The organism is Devosia sp. Z11_6, from assembly GCF_058133665.1.
Genome location: NZ_JBYUNQ010000007.1, coordinates 97,740 through 114,247, shown reverse-complemented (window position 1 = coordinate 114,247; position 16,508 = coordinate 97,740). Strand labels below are relative to the sequence as shown.

Annotated in this window: 19 protein-coding genes; 4 read left to right on the top strand and 15 right to left on the bottom strand. The window is 63.3% G+C overall.

Annotated elements, in window-relative coordinates:
• Nucleotides 1–69: 69 nt before the first annotated feature.
• Nucleotides 70–1,260 carry a hypothetical protein gene (locus AC3YMN_RS17265; RefSeq protein ID WP_489890972.1) on the bottom strand — a complete coding sequence of 397 codons (1,191 nt, stop codon included), beginning with the start codon at nucleotides 1,258–1,260 and terminating at the stop codon, nucleotides 70–72.
• Between the two features lie 140 nt (nucleotides 1,261–1,400).
• Here AC3YMN_RS17265 and copM point away from each other — a divergent pair, with 140 nt between their 5' ends.
• Nucleotides 1,401–1,859, top strand: coding sequence for a CopM family metallochaperone (copM, locus tag AC3YMN_RS17260; protein WP_489890971.1), 459 nt, complete (start codon nucleotides 1,401–1,403; stop codon nucleotides 1,857–1,859).
• 89 nt (nucleotides 1,860–1,948) lie between these two features.
• A complete protein-coding gene (locus AC3YMN_RS17255; protein WP_172122340.1) occupies nucleotides 1,949–2,302 on the top strand; it encodes a RidA family protein in 354 nt (117 codons plus the stop codon).
• A gap of 54 nt (nucleotides 2,303–2,356) precedes the next feature.
• On the opposite strand, the gene AC3YMN_RS17250 is transcribed toward AC3YMN_RS17255, so the two are convergent.
• On the bottom strand, nucleotides 2,357–3,046 hold the full coding sequence (locus AC3YMN_RS17250) for a GntR family transcriptional regulator (RefSeq protein WP_349236667.1): 690 nt from the start codon (nucleotides 3,044–3,046) through the stop codon (nucleotides 2,357–2,359).
• Between the two features lie 145 nt (nucleotides 3,047–3,191).
• Between AC3YMN_RS17250 and AC3YMN_RS17245 the strand changes: the two genes are divergently transcribed.
• Nucleotides 3,192–3,374: a hypothetical protein gene (locus AC3YMN_RS17245; protein ID WP_489890970.1), complete on the top strand. Its 183-nt coding sequence runs from the start codon at nucleotides 3,192–3,194 to the stop codon at nucleotides 3,372–3,374.
• 10 nt (nucleotides 3,375–3,384) lie between these two features.
• Here the strand turns inward: AC3YMN_RS17245 and AC3YMN_RS17240 are convergent, their stop codons facing one another.
• The 11 genes from AC3YMN_RS17240 to AC3YMN_RS17190 all read right to left on the bottom strand — a co-directional run bounded on the left by AC3YMN_RS17240 (nucleotide 3,385) and on the right by AC3YMN_RS17190 (nucleotide 13,956).
• Nucleotides 3,385–3,705: a hypothetical protein gene (locus AC3YMN_RS17240; RefSeq protein ID WP_489890969.1), complete on the bottom strand. Its 321-nt coding sequence runs from the start codon at nucleotides 3,703–3,705 to the stop codon at nucleotides 3,385–3,387.
• Between the two features lie 28 nt (nucleotides 3,706–3,733).
• Nucleotides 3,734–5,590 (bottom strand): malto-oligosyltrehalose trehalohydrolase, encoded by a 1,857-nt coding sequence (gene treZ, locus AC3YMN_RS17235; RefSeq protein ID WP_489890968.1) that lies wholly within the window; start codon nucleotides 5,588–5,590, stop codon nucleotides 3,734–3,736.
• A gap of 53 nt (nucleotides 5,591–5,643) precedes the next feature.
• Nucleotides 5,644–5,892, bottom strand: a complete 249-nt coding sequence (locus AC3YMN_RS17230; RefSeq protein WP_127751875.1) for a DUF6894 family protein — start codon at nucleotides 5,890–5,892, stop codon at nucleotides 5,644–5,646.
• A gap of 87 nt (nucleotides 5,893–5,979) precedes the next feature.
• Nucleotides 5,980–7,086: a YihY/virulence factor BrkB family protein gene (locus AC3YMN_RS17225; RefSeq protein ID WP_172122344.1), complete on the bottom strand. Its 1,107-nt coding sequence runs from the start codon at nucleotides 7,084–7,086 to the stop codon at nucleotides 5,980–5,982.
• 55 nt (nucleotides 7,087–7,141) lie between these two features.
• Entirely contained in the window at nucleotides 7,142–8,338 is a 1,197-nt protein-coding gene (locus tag AC3YMN_RS17220) for a DUF3618 domain-containing protein (RefSeq protein ID WP_489890967.1), read from the bottom strand.
• A complete protein-coding gene (locus tag AC3YMN_RS17215; protein WP_489890966.1) occupies nucleotides 8,338–8,754 on the bottom strand; it encodes a phage holin family protein in 417 nt (138 codons plus the stop codon). Before AC3YMN_RS17215 ends, AC3YMN_RS17220 begins: the two co-directional genes overlap by 1 nt.
• On the bottom strand, nucleotides 8,747–9,667 hold the full coding sequence (locus tag AC3YMN_RS17210) for a hypothetical protein (RefSeq protein WP_127751879.1): 921 nt from the start codon (nucleotides 9,665–9,667) through the stop codon (nucleotides 8,747–8,749). Before AC3YMN_RS17210 ends, AC3YMN_RS17215 begins: the two co-directional genes overlap by 8 nt.
• A gap of 197 nt (nucleotides 9,668–9,864) precedes the next feature.
• Nucleotides 9,865–10,356, bottom strand: coding sequence for a YciE/YciF ferroxidase family protein (locus AC3YMN_RS17205; protein WP_127751880.1), 492 nt, complete (start codon nucleotides 10,354–10,356; stop codon nucleotides 9,865–9,867).
• Nucleotides 10,357–10,535: 179 nt separating this feature from the next.
• Complete coding sequence (locus tag AC3YMN_RS17200; protein ID WP_489890965.1) at nucleotides 10,536–11,591, bottom strand: cation diffusion facilitator family transporter; 1,056 nt, start codon at nucleotides 11,589–11,591, stop codon at nucleotides 10,536–10,538.
• Between the two features lie 72 nt (nucleotides 11,592–11,663).
• Complete coding sequence (locus AC3YMN_RS17195) at nucleotides 11,664–11,978, bottom strand: ArsR/SmtB family transcription factor (protein WP_489890964.1); 315 nt, start codon at nucleotides 11,976–11,978, stop codon at nucleotides 11,664–11,666.
• A 100-nt stretch (nucleotides 11,979–12,078) separates the two neighbouring features.
• Nucleotides 12,079–13,956, bottom strand: coding sequence for an ABC transporter ATP-binding protein (locus AC3YMN_RS17190; protein ID WP_489890963.1), 1,878 nt, complete (start codon nucleotides 13,954–13,956; stop codon nucleotides 12,079–12,081).
• Between the two features lie 133 nt (nucleotides 13,957–14,089).
• Between AC3YMN_RS17190 and AC3YMN_RS17185 the strand changes: the two genes are divergently transcribed.
• Nucleotides 14,090–14,458 carry a VOC family protein gene (locus tag AC3YMN_RS17185; protein WP_489890962.1) on the top strand — a complete coding sequence of 123 codons (369 nt, stop codon included), beginning with the start codon at nucleotides 14,090–14,092 and terminating at the stop codon, nucleotides 14,456–14,458.
• Nucleotides 14,459–14,469: 11 nt separating this feature from the next.
• Here the strand turns inward: AC3YMN_RS17185 and AC3YMN_RS17180 are convergent, their stop codons facing one another.
• Entirely contained in the window at nucleotides 14,470–15,174 is a 705-nt protein-coding gene (locus tag AC3YMN_RS17180; protein WP_489890961.1) for a pyrimidine 5'-nucleotidase, read from the bottom strand.
• 88 nt (nucleotides 15,175–15,262) lie between these two features.
• Nucleotides 15,263–16,504 carry a hypothetical protein gene (locus tag AC3YMN_RS17175; RefSeq protein WP_489890960.1) on the bottom strand — a complete coding sequence of 414 codons (1,242 nt, stop codon included), beginning with the start codon at nucleotides 16,502–16,504 and terminating at the stop codon, nucleotides 15,263–15,265.
• Nucleotides 16,505–16,508 lie beyond the last annotated feature (4 nt).

The window sequence follows — 16,508 nt, the reverse complement described above, 5'->3', positions numbered from 1 at the left end:
TGCAAACAAGCGCCACCCGCCTGTTGGGGCGGGTGGCTGTCGTATCAGTTCCAGCTGGCTCGGCGTCGCTCAGGGCTGGGGTGCTGCCGGAGCAACCATGCCATGGGGATGCTCGGGATTGGGCAGGTGGGTCAGCAATTGCCCATCAGCCGCGACCGGGGCCGCCTGCGGGGCGTCATTGCCATAAAGCATCCCGTGCAAGCCCCAATAAGAGCCGGCAATCACCACCATGGCGGCCAGCAGCCCGGCGGGAATGCTGCCAATGGCGGGCAGGCGCTCCCGGATGGGCAGGCCCGAAGGCGTGGGATCGGCGGCAATCAGGAACAGCGTGCCCATGATCAGCGCATGGCCAACAAGGTCGATCCGGCCAAAGGGATACACCGCTGCGGTGAAGATCACGAGCAGGGCAACCGCCGACAGGCGCCGCACCAGCGGCGTCCACAAGAGCCCAAAGCCCATGGTGAACTCAGCCACCCCAGCCATCGGTATAAAGGTGTCGCGGGGCAGCCCGAAGGTCAGGAATGGGCGTTCCTCAACCAGCGGATAGAACCATTCGGCATAGGCGAATTTCTCAAGGCTCGACCACATCAGGGCGATGGCCACACCCCAGCGCAGCACGGCAAACCGGTGCTTGTACCACTTGCCCTCGGGATCCGCCGCCAAGGCGAGATAGCCGGCCACCCCGACGCCCAGCGCCAGATAATCGAGCAGGTGGAAGAAGTCGTAATCGCGCAGTGCGATGACCCAGAGCCCGATAATGCCGGCCGCGGCCACTGGCATGGTGCGGCGCGAAAACACCAGCAGGCCGATCAGCAGCTGCAGCCACGACACCCATTCATTGGGGGTTTGCAGGTCGGGCGTGAGATACACCCCGCCCACGGCAAAGATGGCCACAAAGAACGCCCCGATCACGGCCCGCATGAAATCGTCGGCCCGGCTCCAGAGCGGATGGCTGAAGCGGTCAAGCCCCGCCGAAACGCCCGCGCCGGCCGGGCTTTTTTCCAGCAGCACGGTGGCGGCGAAAAACACCAGCACCAGCACGATGCCCATCCAGAACCAGCCATTGCCCAGCGTATTGGTGATGGGTGCGGGCGAAGCGCCCACGACATAGGGCGCGAACCATTTCACATGCGCCTGGGCGGGAGTGACCGCTCCCAGGGTTCCGAGGGCTCCAAGCGCGAGGGAAACGAGGCCAGCCCTGTGGGCTCCCTTCCACTTCGGACGGCTCGGACAGGCAATGCCCGCAAACAAGCTATTCACTTTCAGCTCCATCAATCCCGCTGCCCCTGCAGCCGCGCGGACCATAGCAATTAGCGTCTTGTTTGCTTTGATCTGGATCAACCCCCACCCGGCTCACACGTGACACAAGGCTCTGGCACATCAACAACGGGGTTTGGGCAATGGACTGGTTGAAATGGAGCGCCGCAGCGCTGCTGTTTGTGGCTTTCATAGGGGCGCTGGTAGTTCGCAATCCAGCGGCCAGTTCCGTGGCCACGCTGCCGCTGCCCGCGATCTGCGGCACGAGCGGTGCCGATCATGGCGGAACCTCTATGCAGGCCCATCTCGACATGATGGCGCAAGCCGCCGACGAGGCCCATGCCGCACTTTACCAAACCATGGAGCCCATGCATTCCGACATGATGGCGGGCATGACCGCGCCCGATTTCGAGGTGGCCTTTGTGTGCGGCATGATCCCCCACCACCAGGGCGCGATCGAAATGGCGCAGGTTGCTCAGACCTATGGCAGCGATCCCTTCGTCAAGATGATTGCCAAGGAGATCATCACCGCCCAGCAGACCGAAATTGCCGAGATGCAGGCCTGGTTGTCGCGCCGGCAGGCAATGCCGGCGGCACAATAGCGCCAGGGCGGGCTAGCTCCTTGCGGCCCGCCAGCCTAGAAAGGCTGCGTGCCGCTCCGCGCGGCGCCCAAGAACAACAAGGAAGAGCCATGACTATCGAACGCAAGCATGTCGGCCCCCGCATGAGCCTGGTTGCCATCCACGGCAATACGGTTTTCCTCGCCGGCATCACCGCCGACAAGCGCGGCGGCACTTCGGTCGCCGAGCAGACCACCGAGATCCTCGAGCGCATCGACGCGCTGCTGGCCGATGCCGGCACCAGCAAGGAACAGGTCTACAAGGCCACGATCTGGCTGCGCGACATTGCGGCCTTCGATGAAATGAACGCAGTGTGGGACAAGTGGGTCGTGGCTGGCCACACCCCGGTGCGCGCCACGGTGGAAGCGCGCCTTGCTGCTCCCGACGTGCTGGTGGAAATCCAGGTGGAAGCCGCCAAGGCCTAAGCCGGCCCGTTTTTCAGCTCTCGTGCGCCATCGGGTGCACGAGAGCCATGCGCCTCAGCGCTCGAACGCGCCAATGAAGCGCTCGCGCGAGCGCTCCAGATGGTGGCGCATCGCCGCTTCCGCGGCCTTGGCATCGCCCGCCGTCAGCGCATCGATGATCCCCTGGTGCTCCTCGAGCGCGTCGCTGGTGGCGCGTGCATGGTAGAACAAGCGGAACAGATGCACATGGGTGTGCAGATTGGTCAGCGTTTCATGCACCAGCTCATTGCCGCTGCCCTGGGCAATGGCATCGTGGAAATCGCTGTCGAGCCGTGCAAAGCGCCGATAAGCCTCCGCCGGCGGATCCTGTTCGGTTTCGCGCATCTCCTCGGCCAGCTTGTTCAATCCGGCCCGCGCTTCCGCGCTCATCGCCTTGGCCGCGCGTCCCGCGGCGAACGGTTCGAGCAACAAGCGCAATTCATACAGCTGCTCGAGCCGGGCACGATCGAGCTGCTCGGCGGCGCTGTAGCCTACGAGATGGGTCTTGACCACCAGCCCCTGCGCCTCGAGCCGCGATAGTGCCTCGCGGATCGGGGTTTGCGACACGCCCAGTTCACGCGCCATTCGGTCAACCGATACCCGCCCGCCTGGCGGAATCTGGCGCGACATCAGCTGCCCGTAAATGGCGTTGTAAACCTCGTCCCCCAGCCGGGTGGGCCGCTTGAGCGGGGTTGGGGCCTTGCCCATGTCGTCGGTCGAGCTCACATCCGCGTCCTTTGGCTGTAGTGGCGCGGCGAACCCCTAGCACCGAGCGCCCAGGTCTTCAAACCGGCAATAACGCAGCCCGTCCCTGCGCAGGGAACAGGCGTTCGGACGCCGCGTTCTCCCTCGGCAACAAGGAGTTAAGTCCATGCGCCAGCACCCGGACGCCAAGCCTGACGAGCCCGACCACAAGCCGGGCAAGGATGCGCCCTCCACCATGCCGCCCGCCGGCCCGCATGCGCGCCCAGACCTGATCGACAACGAAAAAACCCCCGGCACCGGCTCATTGCCCGATCCGCAGGGTGGCGAAGCCGATGTGGGCAGTGACTAGGGGTGAGCCCCTAGTCTGAACTCACGATATAGTCGTCGGGCACCTGGAACATCGCCTTGAGCACCGTGCGCGGCCCCTCGCTCGGGTAAAGCCCGCTATCATCCTGCACCACATGGTAAAGTTTTGGGTCGCGTAGCGCGCTGGCTTCCACCTGGGTGGTCGCCAATGGCTCGCGCAGGGTAATCGCTGCCGCCTCCGCATGCGAGGCCACCACCCGGGCATCGCCCGAGGAGCGCGCCCGCACCACAACTTCGCCCTGGGGGACGGCGCGACCCCAATTGGGGTCGCCTGCCCTTGCCACCGGCACCAGACGATAAACGTGAAGTTGCACTGTTCAAGCCTCCGGTTCTTGTGCCGATTTAACTGTCCTGGACCCCAGTTGTTCCCTGCGCGGGGGCGAGGTGCAGGTCATAAACGGCACTCCAGGGCTGGAGCGTATCGCCACTCACAGTGCCCTCGACCCAGAGATGGGAATGGGAGAGATCGACCCCGCTGACGGGCTCGGAGCCTAGATTGGCGCTCAACACCAGCGTCGAGCCATCGCCCAGGGTCCAACTCACGCGCACCGCCTTGTCGCCCAGGATTTGGTAGCGCCCGGCATAGCCTTGCATGCCGCGAAGCCGGGGCACGATTTCCTCGCGCCGCAACGCCAGCAGGGTTCGATAAAGCGACAAATGGCTGGTGGGCCCGGCCTCGTCGGTCTCTTCCCAGTCCAGCTTGCAGGCCCGGAACGTTGCCTCGGCCATCGGGTCGGGCGGCAGTCGGTCGGGCTCGCTGTCCCCGATCATGTGGCGCATTTCTTCGCGGCGGCCCTTGCGGATGGCCTCGGCCAGATCCTCGCCCACATCGGTAAAGAACAGGAAGGGGCGCTTGCTGTCCCATTCCTCGCCCATGAACACCATCGGGATCTGGGGCGACAACAGATAGATCGTGGCCAGCACCCGCGTCACCGCTGCCGGCACCAATTGACCAATTCGCTCGCCAAAGGGGCGATTGCCGATCTGGTCATGGTTCTGGATAAAGGCGACAAAAGCGGTGCTGGGCAGAAAGGCGCTGGGCTCGCCCTTGGGCTCGCCTTCATGCGGAGTTATCTCGCCCTGATAGGCATAGCCTTCCGCGAGCGAGCGGCCCAAGAGGTCAGTGCGCCCTTCATAATTTTCGTAATACCAGAACTTTTCGCCTGTCGCCGCGACATGGAGGCAATGATGCACGTCGTCATTCCATTGCGCATCGTAAAGCCATGGCCCGCCATGCCAGCCGCGCTTGAACCAGCCGGCCTGGTTCTTGGAATTCTCCTGCACCAGATGGATATAGCGCCCATCGGTTGCGGCCCGGGTCTGCTCGGCCAGGTCCTGCAGCATATGCTTGGGGCCGGTATCCTGGATGGCATGCACCGCATCGAAGCGCAGTCCGTCAAAGCGATATTCGTTGATCCAGAACCGGGCATTGGCAAACACGATGTCGCGCACGGTATGGGCGCCTTCATCGTCATAGTTGAGGGCGGCGCCCCAGGGGGTCTTGTGCTTTTCGGTCATCACCGGGGCATAGGCGGGCAGGTAATTCCCCTTGGGCCCGAAATGGTTGTAGATCACGTCGGCAAACATCATCAGGCCGCGTTCATGGGCGGCATCCACCAGGGCCTTGAGGTCATCGGGGTGGCCATAGCTGGCATCGGGCGCGAACAGCATCGCCCCGTCATAGCCCCAGTTCCAATCGCCCTTGAATTCGGCCAGCGGCAGCAACTGGATCGCTGTCACGCCCAGCTCCACCAGATAGTCGAGCTTGTCGATTGCGGCCCGGAAGGTGCCTTGCTCGGTGAAGGTGCCGATATGGAGCTGGTAAAAGACGGCTTCTTCCCAAGGGCGGCCGCGCCATCCTAGGTCGCGCCATTCATAGGAAAGCGGATCGAGCACTTCGCTGGGTCCGTCCACATCCTGGGGCTGGTAGCGCGATGCCGGGTCGGGCACTTCGAGCGCGCCGTCAATGGCAAACATGTAGCGCGTGCCGGGGCCCACGCCAGGCACATCGAGCTCGAACCAGCCGCGCTCGCTCGCCACCATGGGCAGGGTTTTCCCGCCGATCAGCCTGAGCTCGACGCGTTGCGCCTGGGGTGCCCAGAGCCGGAAGCGCACGCCCGATCCGGTGATCTGGGTGCCGAACTTCATTTCCTGTTCGCGGCGGATGGTCTTATGGGCGGGGACGGCCATTTGGTTCATCGGGAATCCTCTTTTGCCAGCAACGTCTGAGGAGCCCAATCGGCTGATGTCACTCACCTAGATTGATCCTCCGCTTCATCGCGCGTTTCGAGCTTGACGGTCAGCACTACCGGACCCTGGCTGCCATCGCGGATCTGCACGGAAAGCTCGGTGGTTTGGGGGTCGCGAAAGGCATCGCGCACCATGTCGGACAGGGTGCGGCGAGCCATGCCCACCGCCACATCCATGTTTTCCAGTTCCAGCCCGGCATCGTCGCGGAACAAGCCGTCGCTGTCGTGAATATCGAAAAAGAAGCGCGGCATCGCGTTTCACCGTGGTTCTTTGCCGGGCAGGCCGGCATGTGTTGGGATCACGGATCAGGCTCCCGTTGGGCTTGCACTAGATATGGGTCAGCTCCTGCCGCGCTTGCGGGCTCGCCCGAGCAGCCAGGCTGCCGGAGCCGAAAAGGCGAGGCTGCTCCACGGCAGGGGCCGGCGCTCGGCCGGCGGCTTGGGTGGTTTTTCCAGCTTCTTGCGGTCCCACGGCCAGACCCGCCCCACATGGTCGGCCATATGGGCACCGCGTTCGCCGAGCGGCTTTTCGGGGCCGGTGGTGGAGTCGCGCGCGGTCTGGTGCTCCACTTCCGAGTTGAGCTCGGCCCCGAGGATCACGAGGGTCACCGAGATCCACAGCCACGTCAAAAGCGCGATCAGGGCGCCAAGCGAGCCATAGGTGCGGTTGTAGTCGCTGAAATTGGTGACATACCAGGAAAAGGCGATGGAGGTCGCTCCGAGCAACACCACGGCCAGAACGGCGCCCGGGGTGATCCAGCGCCATTTGGCTTCCTCGCGGCTGGGTCCCCAGCGATAAATGGCTGCGATGCTCAGCCAGACCACCAGGAGCATCACGGCATAAGAAGCGACCCGCACCACCCATTCGAACCCGCCGGTGGTTGGCAACAGAGCAATAATGGCGGGCAGGATCACCACCGTCGCCAGCACCATGATCGCTGCCACGGCGCCACCCAGGGTGAACAACAGGGCAATCAGTTGGAGCTTGAGGAAAGGGCGGCGCTCCTGCTCGTGATAAGCAATGTTCATTGCCTCGAACATGGCCTTGACGCCAGCGCTCGCGCTCCAAAGCGCAATGGCGGTGGAGATGACAAGGGTAAAACTGAGGGTGCGGCTGCTTTCCGTGGTGAGACGCGTCAGCTGGTCCCGGATGATTTCGAGCCCGCCCGGGGGCACCAGCCCCACCAGCAGATCGACCTGGTTGGCAACATCGGTGGTGCTGTTGAACAGGCCATAGATCGCGACCACGGAGGTTAGCGTCGGCACCAGCGCCAGCAGCATGTAAAAGGTGACGCCGGCGGAGGTGAGCAGGATCCGATCATTATTGATGGACCGGAACAGGCGGTAGAGAATGTCTTTCCAGCCTGCGGCTGGGATCTCGGTGGGCGCAGCAGCGTCTCGCCCCCGACCTTGTTGACCGGCGTAAAGCGATGACGTGTCTTGCATTCTTCCCCCCAAAAGAGAAAGGCGGTTACCCGCCTTCCTCTTGTTTTTCTTTCGCTCAGGTCGTCGACTCTCCGGTCGAGCCCTGGCCAGTCGAGGACTGCCCGGTCGAAGAGGTGGTAGGGGTCCCAGCCACGTTGGAAACGCCTTCCTTGGCCTGCTGGTAGATTTCGCCAGCCTTGCCGGCCGCGGTTTCATAAAGCTCGGTCGCTTTTTCGCGGCCCTGCTCATAAACCTGGCTGGCCTGCTCGCCGGCCATGGCCTTGAGCTGGTCGGCACTTTCACCCAACAGCGCGTCTTCCTGCTCGGTATGGGGCAGGGTGGCGGCAAGGGCGGCACCGGCGGCAAAAGCCAGGGCACCGGCAACCAGCGGCTGCTCACGGAACTGGTCCATCAGCGTGTGGTTGAGCGAGCCCGCCTGGTGTCGGATCGCCGAACCGGCATGACCGGCCTGGCTGCGGATGGCACTGCCGGCATGGCCCGCCTGGCTGCGCAGCCCGCTGGCGGCACTGCCGGCATGGCTTGCACCCGAGCTCAGCGCATCGCGAGCATCATGGAGCTTGCGACGAGCCTGGCGCCAGGTATGGGAGGCCCAGCCCGTGGCCGCATCGAGCAGATTGCCCGCTTCGTCACGGAAATGCTGCACCTGCTGGCCGCCGGCATCGGCGAAGCCCTTGAAGCGATTGCCCGCCTCATCCATGAAGTGGCCGGCGCGCTGGCCCGTCTTGTCGGTCAGGGCGCGGAACTTCTTGCCGGAATCGTCGGTGAACTCGCTGTAGTTGCGGCCAGCATCATCGCTGACGCTGCCCAGCCGCTGCATGCTCGAGCCCGAGATCGTGGCGACGGGATAGTCTTCGTCGTCATAGAACTCTTCGTCGATATAAACGCTTTCGGTGTCGTAGTCCGTGGCGCCATAGCCGCGACGCGCATTGATGCTGTCATCCCAGGCATCGTCGCCATAAGCGCGGGTGGTCGTTGTCCGCTCCGATTTGGACGAACCGCCGGGCTTGGCCATCAGCCAGGCCAGGCTCACGCCCAGCAAGGCCACCGGCAGGGGGTTGGCGGTCACGCTGCGCTGCAGCGAGCCGATGAACTCGCCACCGCCGCCTTTGGTGTAAGCCATGAACTCGTCGACCAACTGGCCGGGCGAAAGGCGATCGGCAATCTGGTCGATGCGGTTTTCGACCTGGTTGCGCTGCATATCGATTTCGCGCTGGAGTTCGGCCGAGCTTTTGTTGTCGTCATCGTAAGCCATTAGAGTCTCTCCTTGACCACATCGGCGTCACGGCCAAGCGAAGAGGCCGTGCGCTCCATTTTGAGGTTGCTGGCCTTGAGGGCACTGAGCCCACGGTTCACCAGCACATAAGCGATGATGCCGACGACCACGGTGACGATGATCGCCCCGATGGAAGTGGCCATGGTCTCGTCCATGCCCTGCGCCTCAAAGAACGCTGCAATCAGCGACACGAGGAACGAGAGGAACACGCCCAGCGCGCCCAGTGCCAGAACGGCACCGGCGAGGAGGAACACGACCCCGCCCATGGTCTGGGAGAACTTTTCCGAGGCCTCGGCCTTGGCCAGCTGGATTTCCTTGTGGAACAGGTTCGAGATGTCGCCGGCAAGGCCGCCGATCAGCTCGGATAGTGGCCGGCTGTCATTGACGTTAGACATTATCCTTCTCCCCATTCTGGGTGGTCGAACCACCCGTGGAACCCGAGCCGTAGCCGCTGCCCGAGCCTAGGCCCGAGCCCGAAGTGCTGCCGCCGGTCGAACCATAGGAACTGCCCGTGCCGGGGGTGGAACCATAGCTGGAGCCGGTGCCCGAACCCGTGCCGCCGGTCGAGCCATAGCTGGAGCCGGTGCTGCCGGTCGAACCGGTGCTGCCGGTGGAGCCATAGCCGCTGCTGCCCGTGCCATAACCGCTCGAACCGGTGCCCGAACCGCTGCCGCCGGTGGCAAAACCGCCCGAGCTGGCATAGCTGGAGGAATTGCCGGTATAGCCGGTTTCACCCGAAGTCTGCCCGCCCGTACCGCTGCGGCGGTTGGCGGAAGCCAGCACAAAGCGGCTGGCCACAAAGCCGGCCAGGGCTGCAACGCCCAGGAAAGCCAGCGGCTGGCGGCGGCCGAAGTCCTGGGCCATGCCCACGAGGTCGTCGACATTCTTGTTCTGGACCGTTTCGGATGCGCGATTAAGGCCGTTGGCCAGGTCGCGGACATAGCCCGAAATGGTGCTCTGCTGGTCGTTGTCGAGTTCATCGGCAACCCGCGTCACGGCCGAGGCAATGCCGCTGAGCTGGCCCGCGGCCATGTCCTTTTGCTCGCTGGCAAAGGAGCGGGCCTTTTCCGTCGCGGCGCCAAGCTGTTCCTGCGCCTGGCCCTTGAGGTTGCGCACTTCTTCGGCCGCGCGCTGGGCAACCGCGTCAAGTTCGCTCTTGGCGGTTTCCTTGACCGCAGCAAAATCGTGCTTGGCCTGTTCTTGAGCTGCGCTCAGGTCCTGCTTGGCCTGATCGGGGACGATCCCCGCGGCGCCGCCGGTGCTCGATGTCTGGTCTGCTGAGAATTGACTAGGATCTTGGGGGCTCATCGCTCCGACTCCTTTAGGTTCTAGAGAACGTCGCCTTGGCCGCTCCGTGGCCGACGTCAAGTGAGCACACAATGCCGCGAGCGGACGGAAGTTCCCTTAATTGTCTTGAAATTACAGTAGGTTATTGCAACATGCGCAAGCCGGCAGCCCCGCCGCGTGGGCGGCCTGCCGGCTTGATTTCAGTCCCCTGCCAGGGCTCAGGCGGCCTTGGCGTTGGCTTCACCGGTGGCGAGCGTCGTCAGCTTCTTGTCAGTCGCTTCTTCTTCGCCCAGCGTGGTCTCGAGCAGCTTGGCCGCGTCGGTCATCCCCAACTGCTGGGCCCAGGTGCGCAGCGTGCCGTAACGGGCCATTTCATAGTGCTCGACGGCCTGTGCCGCCGCGATCAGGCCGGCATCCAGCGCCTGCGTGCCCTTGAACTCGTCCATGATGGACTTGCCTTCCTCGATGATCCCGAGAATGGCGTCGCAGGTCTTGCCGCGCGCGGGCTTGCCGAGCAGTTCGAAGATCTGCTCGAGGCGTTCGATATGCACGTCGGTTTCATCGCGGTGCTGTTCGAAGCCGGCAGCAAGTTCGGGCGACTGGGCTGCCTTGGCCATCTTAGGCAGAGTTTTCACGATCTGCTTTTCGGCGTAGTAGATGTCCTTGAGCGTATCGAGAAACAAATCGTTAAGATTCTTTTCTTCAGCCATGTTGATTTCCTCGGTTAATTTGCCTTGTGGCGTTCGGGGACTCAATCGGAACGACCCCCAATTGGTTCCCCCCGAGAACACGGGTTTGCGACAACAGACCAGAGGGTATTTTTCGCCTGCCCGATGGAACCGGATACGGGGCGGCGCCAAGGGGGCGCGCGGTGGGCAGTTGCGACGTCTCAGGCCGGCGCCGCTGCGTCACCCAGGGCACAATGGGTCGGGCTTTGGCTCCAGTCGATTTCCACCGTGGAATGGGCAATGCCATAGGCTTCCAGCAGCGCCGCCTTGGTGGCACGGGTTACGGCGGCCGGGTCGGCTCCGGGAGCAAGGGCGATTTCCAGCGTCGCCAAGGGCTTGTTGGAGGTGATGGACCAGACATGAATATGCCGCACCGCCCCCAGCCCCGGCACGGTCTTGGTCAGAAATGGACCGATCTCCTCCACCACCACATTGCCGGGCGCTCCTTCCATCAGGATCTGCAGCGAATTGCGCAATAGGCTCCAGGCGCTGCGCAGGATCAGCAGCGAAACAAGGGAGGACAGGATCGGATCGATCGGCATCCAGCCCGTAAGCCAGATCGCGATGGCGGCGATGATCGCTGCGGCAGAACCCAGCATGTCGCCCAGCACATGGAGCGCGGCACCTCGAATATTGACGTGATCCTTGTCCCCGCCCTGGAGCGTTCGGAAAACGAGGAGGTTCACCCCCAACCCGAGGATCGCCACCACCAGCATCGGCCCCGCCAGCACCGGCTGGGGCGACATCACCCGCTGCACTGCCTCGAACAGGATCCAGCCAGCCAGGGCAAACAGCGTTAGTGCATTGACCAGCCCCGCGACCACTTCGAGCCGCATGAAGCCAAAGGTGTGCGTGGCGTCCGAAGCGCGCCGCCCAAAGCGGAACGCGGCCCAGGCCAGCAGCAGGGCCCCGGCATCGGTCAGCATGTGGCCGGCATCGGCGATCAGCGCCAGCGAGCCTGACAGCCATCCTGCCACCACTTCCACCAGCATGAAGCCAGCCGTCAACGCAAAGCCGATCAGCACCACGCGTTCATTATTGGCCCCGACCTTGGGGGCGTGGCTGTGTCCGCCATGATCATGGTGATGGCCATCATCGTCGTGCTCATGGCTGTGGGAGGCGTGAGCATGCTCGTGGTGATCGTGGACCTGCCCAACCACAGTTGCGCTCGCACCGGCCGCCGCCCTGGCATCCCCCTCATGGCCATCTGCGTTCATCGACCTCACCTCATCCTCTGTCATATGAATAGCTGTTCATATGTCGGATGCAAGACTCACACGCGGGTGTGATCAAGACCCGGCGTCGCCGCCTTGTTCCTCGCCAACATGCTCGATCATATCGGTCAGAATATGGGCGATGTGATCGTCTTCTGCCTCGTAGAACACCTGCTTGTTACGCCGCGTGCCGCGCACCAGGCGCGCTGAGCGCAGCAAGCGCAGATGGTGACTGACGAGGGAAGGCGACACGCCGAGCGTGTGGGCAATGTCCCCCACGGCGATCGGGCCCGCCAGGCAAGCCAGCATCACCCGCAACCGCGTCGGATCGCCCAGGAGACGATAGGTTTCGGCGATGAGGGTGATCTGGCTGTCGTTCGGGGTGATCATGCAACCTCTTGAGGACCTCGGGCAGAGCTAAGGCTGTTCTGTGCTGCTTGCCAAGGCCAAACCGGCGCTCCCAGGGCAGGGACGGGCTCAGATGCCCGTCCTAGCGGTAACCGGCGGCCTGTAACTCGAACAGTTCGGCATAGCGCCCGCCCAGCGCCACCAGGTCCTGGTGCGAGCCGGATTCCAGGATCGCCCCGTTTTCCAGCACGAGGATACGGTCGGCCATGCGCACGGTTGAAAACCGATGCGAGATGATCACCGCGGTTTTGCCGGCGGCAAGGCTCTTGAAGCGCGCAAACACCTCGGCTTCCGCCTTGGCATCGAGCGCGGCGGTGGGTTCATCGAGAATGATGAGTTCGGCATCGCGCATATAGGCGCGGGCAATGGCGATCTTTTGCCATTCCCCACCAGACAGGTCGCGGCCCTTGTTGAACAGGCGGCCCAGCGGCTGCTCATAGCCAAGCGGCAGCTTGGCGATCACCCCATCGGCGAGGCTTTGCTCGGCCGCGGCCTTGATCCGATCCATGTCGTCTTGCAGCTCGATGCGCCCCACGCCGATATTTTCGCGTGCGGTGAGGCTATAGCGGATGAAGTCCTGGAAGATCACCCCGATATGGGCGTGGATATCTTCGATCAGCATGTCACGCAGATCCACGCCATCGACGGTGATCCGCCCTTCATCGGGGTCGTAGAGCCGGGTCATCAGCTTGACGATCGTGGTCTTGCCCGCGCCGTTTTCGCCCACCAGCGCCAGGGTTTCCCCGGCGGCAAGGGTAAAGCTCAGATTGCGGATCGCCCAGGTATCCGTATCGGGATAGCGGAACCCGACATTCTCGAACTGCACGCCCCGCCGGATTGGCTGGGGAAAGGGTTTGGGATGGGCTGGCGGCACGATGGTGGGCTCGATCTCGAAAAATGAGAACAGATCGTCGAGATAAAGCGACTGGCCGGCAATGCTGGTGAAGCCCAGCAGGATGCGCTGGAACAAGCCGTTGAGGCGCAGGAACGAGCCCGACAGAAAGGCGAGATCGCCGATGGAAAAAGCCCCGGTGATGGTGCGCCAAACGATATAGCCATAGGCGCCGTAATAGGTGAGGGTGGCGATGGCGGCGAACAACGCGCCCCAGCCCGCCCGCTGGATCGCGATGCGCCGGTTCTCGACAAAGATGGTCTGCGCGAGGGTGCGGAACCGGTTGATCAGGAAGCCGCCCAAGCCGAAAAGCTTGATCTCCTTGGCAGTTTCGGCGCTGGCGCCGACATGGCGGATATATTCCAGCTCGCGCCGCTCGGGAGTGCGCCCGCGCGAAAGGTAATAGGCGAGGGTATTGAACCGCGTTTCGCCCCAGATCGCCGGCACAAAGGACAGGGGCAGCAAGGCAATCAGCCAGGGCGCATAAACGAACAGCCCGGCGCCCAGCGTGATGACGGTGATGATGTCCTGGGCTTGCCCGAAAATCTGGCTCAGGAGCGCATTGCGGCCCGCGGCCTGCCGCCGCGCTCGCTCCAGCCGATCCTGGTATTCCGCCGATTCAAAGTGGCGCAAATCGAGCCTGGCGGCATGGGCCATCAACTCGACGCTGACCGTATTGGAGTGCAATTCTCCCAGCACCGAATCCGCCAGCCCCGTCAGGCGCGACAGCAGGTCCGAGCCGATCACCAGCCCCAGCTCGATCAGCAGCAGCACCGCGATCGTGTTGAGCGACCCGCTCGCCCACCATTCCGCCAGGGTTGAGCCAGGCGCTGGCGAGCCGGAAAGCCGCACCACTTCATCGATGATTAGCTTGCCCACATAAAGCATGGCGACCGGCTGCACCGCCGCCACCAGCCGCAATCCAATGCTCGCAGCGGTCAGGAACCGGCTGGTTCGCCAGATCTGCGCCAGGAGCCGCCCGAGATGGCGCAGATTGCGCATGCGTTCGCGAAAGCTGGCGGCTTCCTCGGGAACCGGTGGTAGACGGCGGGAAGCAAATTGGCTCATGGCTTCAGCCTAGCGCGAAGGGGACCGCACGAGCAGCGCAGGTCAGCAGTGCTGGCTTGTTTCATCGCCCCCACTGGGCGCACAATAAGGCCGATCTCAGCCATGGTCAGGATAAGCCTGCAGGGAGGATGGGATGCTCAAGCAGAAAGACTCTTCGGCGATTGTTGCAGTCAGCGATATCGCGCGGGCGCAGCATTTCTATGGCACCATTTTGGGGCTGGAGCTCGAAGGGGGTGACCACGATGTGCTGACCTTTCGTACCGGCGGCACTCGGCTTGTCGTCTACCGCTCCGATTATGCCGGCACCAACCAGGCCAATGCCGTGGTCTGGGGCGTCGGCGACGAGCTTGAGGCGATTACCGCCGATCTTGCTGCCAAAGGTGTGGTGTTCGAACATTATCCGGGCATGGAGCTGCGGGGCGACATCCACCATGCCGGCGATTTCGGCATGGTCTGGTTCAAGGACCCCGACGGCAATATCCTGCACCTCAACACTATGTAGCGGTGCAGCCCCTAGGGCAGCTCGCGCAGGAACCGCGCCAGATCGTCGGTGATATGGTGCACATGCGCGCCGGCGCCACGACCGAGTTCCCAGGCTTCCACCTGGTCATGCACGAAGTCCTCGCCGGCCACCACATGCACGGTGGACATCCCCAGCTCATGGGGCGCCAGCAAATTCTTTTCGAGATCGTCGAACATCACCGCCCGGTTGGGATCGATGTCGTGGGCCTTGAGAAAACCCTCATAGGCCTGCCGGTGCGGCTTGGGCACGAAGGTCATGGCGCGGATATCGTGCACATGCTCGAACAAATCCCCGCCACCCAATTGGCGCAGCACCGAGCGGGCATGGCTGACATCGCCATTGGTCAGAATGAACTTGCGCCCGGGCAGGGCGCGAATGGCCTCCACCAGTTCGGGATGGGCCGCGACCGGGGAATAATCGATGGCGTGGACGGTATCGAGGAAATGGTCGGGGTCGACCTTGTGGCCATGCATCAGCCCGTTCAGCGTCGTGCCGAAATCGCGGTAATAGGTTTTCTGCAATGCCCGCGCCGCCTCGAAGTCTAGGCGCGTCAGGTCCATCACGTAATTGGTGATGCGGATATCGATTTGCGCAAACAAATTACAGGTGCGCGGATAAAGGGTGTTGTCGAGATCAAACACCCAATCCTGCACATGCGATAGGCTTTCATTCCGCGGCGGCAAAAGCTCGTTCATAAGCCGTTCATAACACGTTCATCTAAATGAATTCACCACTATCGGGGGAAGAAAAAGGCCGGCGAACCGGCCTTTTTGGCAGCTGGGCTTACTCGTTGGCGGTAACCGCCAGCCCCAGCATCGACAGCAATCCCGCGGGGTTTGCCGCTGCAGCCGTCAACACAAGGAGGGTCGTCGGGCTAGCCGGTTGAACTGCAATTTCAAGGCTCTGCGGGTCATCAAGGAACGCCGAAACCGGCCCGGTCACGAGATCGGCCAGCGCCGGAACGCCGGTTCCCGCCAGCATCTGCGGCAGGCTGGCCTTGAGGCCTTCAACCAGCTCGGCCCGCTCAACTCCTTGTTTTGCCGAATACAAATCCAGCGCCTTGTCGGCCAGCGAGGCGTCGTCATAAGCGATCGAGGCGCCAACCAGGGTCACGCCCTGCAGCAACTCCATGCCCATCATCATCTGGGCGGCCTGGGCTTCCTTGCTCTCGGGATCATAGCCCTGCGCCTCGGTCGCGGCCTGCGCCTTGCCGAGCTTGTCCATCAGCGCGGGCGTGACGCCGAGCAGGTCGAACCGGAGGTCGAGCGCGCCCACATCGTTGAAGTCGAACAGGAACTTATCGACCACCAGATGCCCGTCGGCCATGGCCCAGCTCATGGACTGGCTGACATCGCCCTGCACCTGCGTCAGCCCCAGCGCCTCGATGTCAGCGGCGGCTTCGGGGTCGTCGTCCTTCATGGTCGACAAGTCCAGATCGATGTCATTGATCGCCAGCGTCGAGGTCAAATCCACCAGTGGCCCGGTCCCAGGCTCGGGATTGAAGGTCGAAACCGCTTCCATGGAGGCGACACTCGCCACCTGCGCGCCATCACGGGTCACCGTCATCGGCCCCGTCTTGATCGCTCGCACCAGCTGCAACACGGCATCGGCCGAGATCGCCTCGCCGGCCGGCAGGTAGAAGCCCTCGAGCCGCACATCCTTGAGGGTGAGGTGCCCCACCGGATCGGTGGCAAAGTCGGTGTCGATATCTGGAACCGTAACCGTTTCAGCCATATAGGCGCCGTCGGCCAGCTCGGTAACGCCGCTAAATGTAATGTCGGTCGTCACGGTGTAGGGCGCCGGCTCGCCGGCCGTCGCGCCAACGCCGATGCGAACAGCCTTGGCCACGATGGTGTCGCCTTCAAGCGTTGCCTCGCCAAAGCTCAGCTCATAGCCAAGCGGCTCGTAGATGGCCTCCACCCGATCAACAAAGCTCTGCGCATCCAAGGCCATGGCGGGCTGGAGCATGGCCAGGGTGGCCATCCCGGCCAGGGCAAAAAGGTGCTTGTTTCTGGTCGGCGTCATGGCG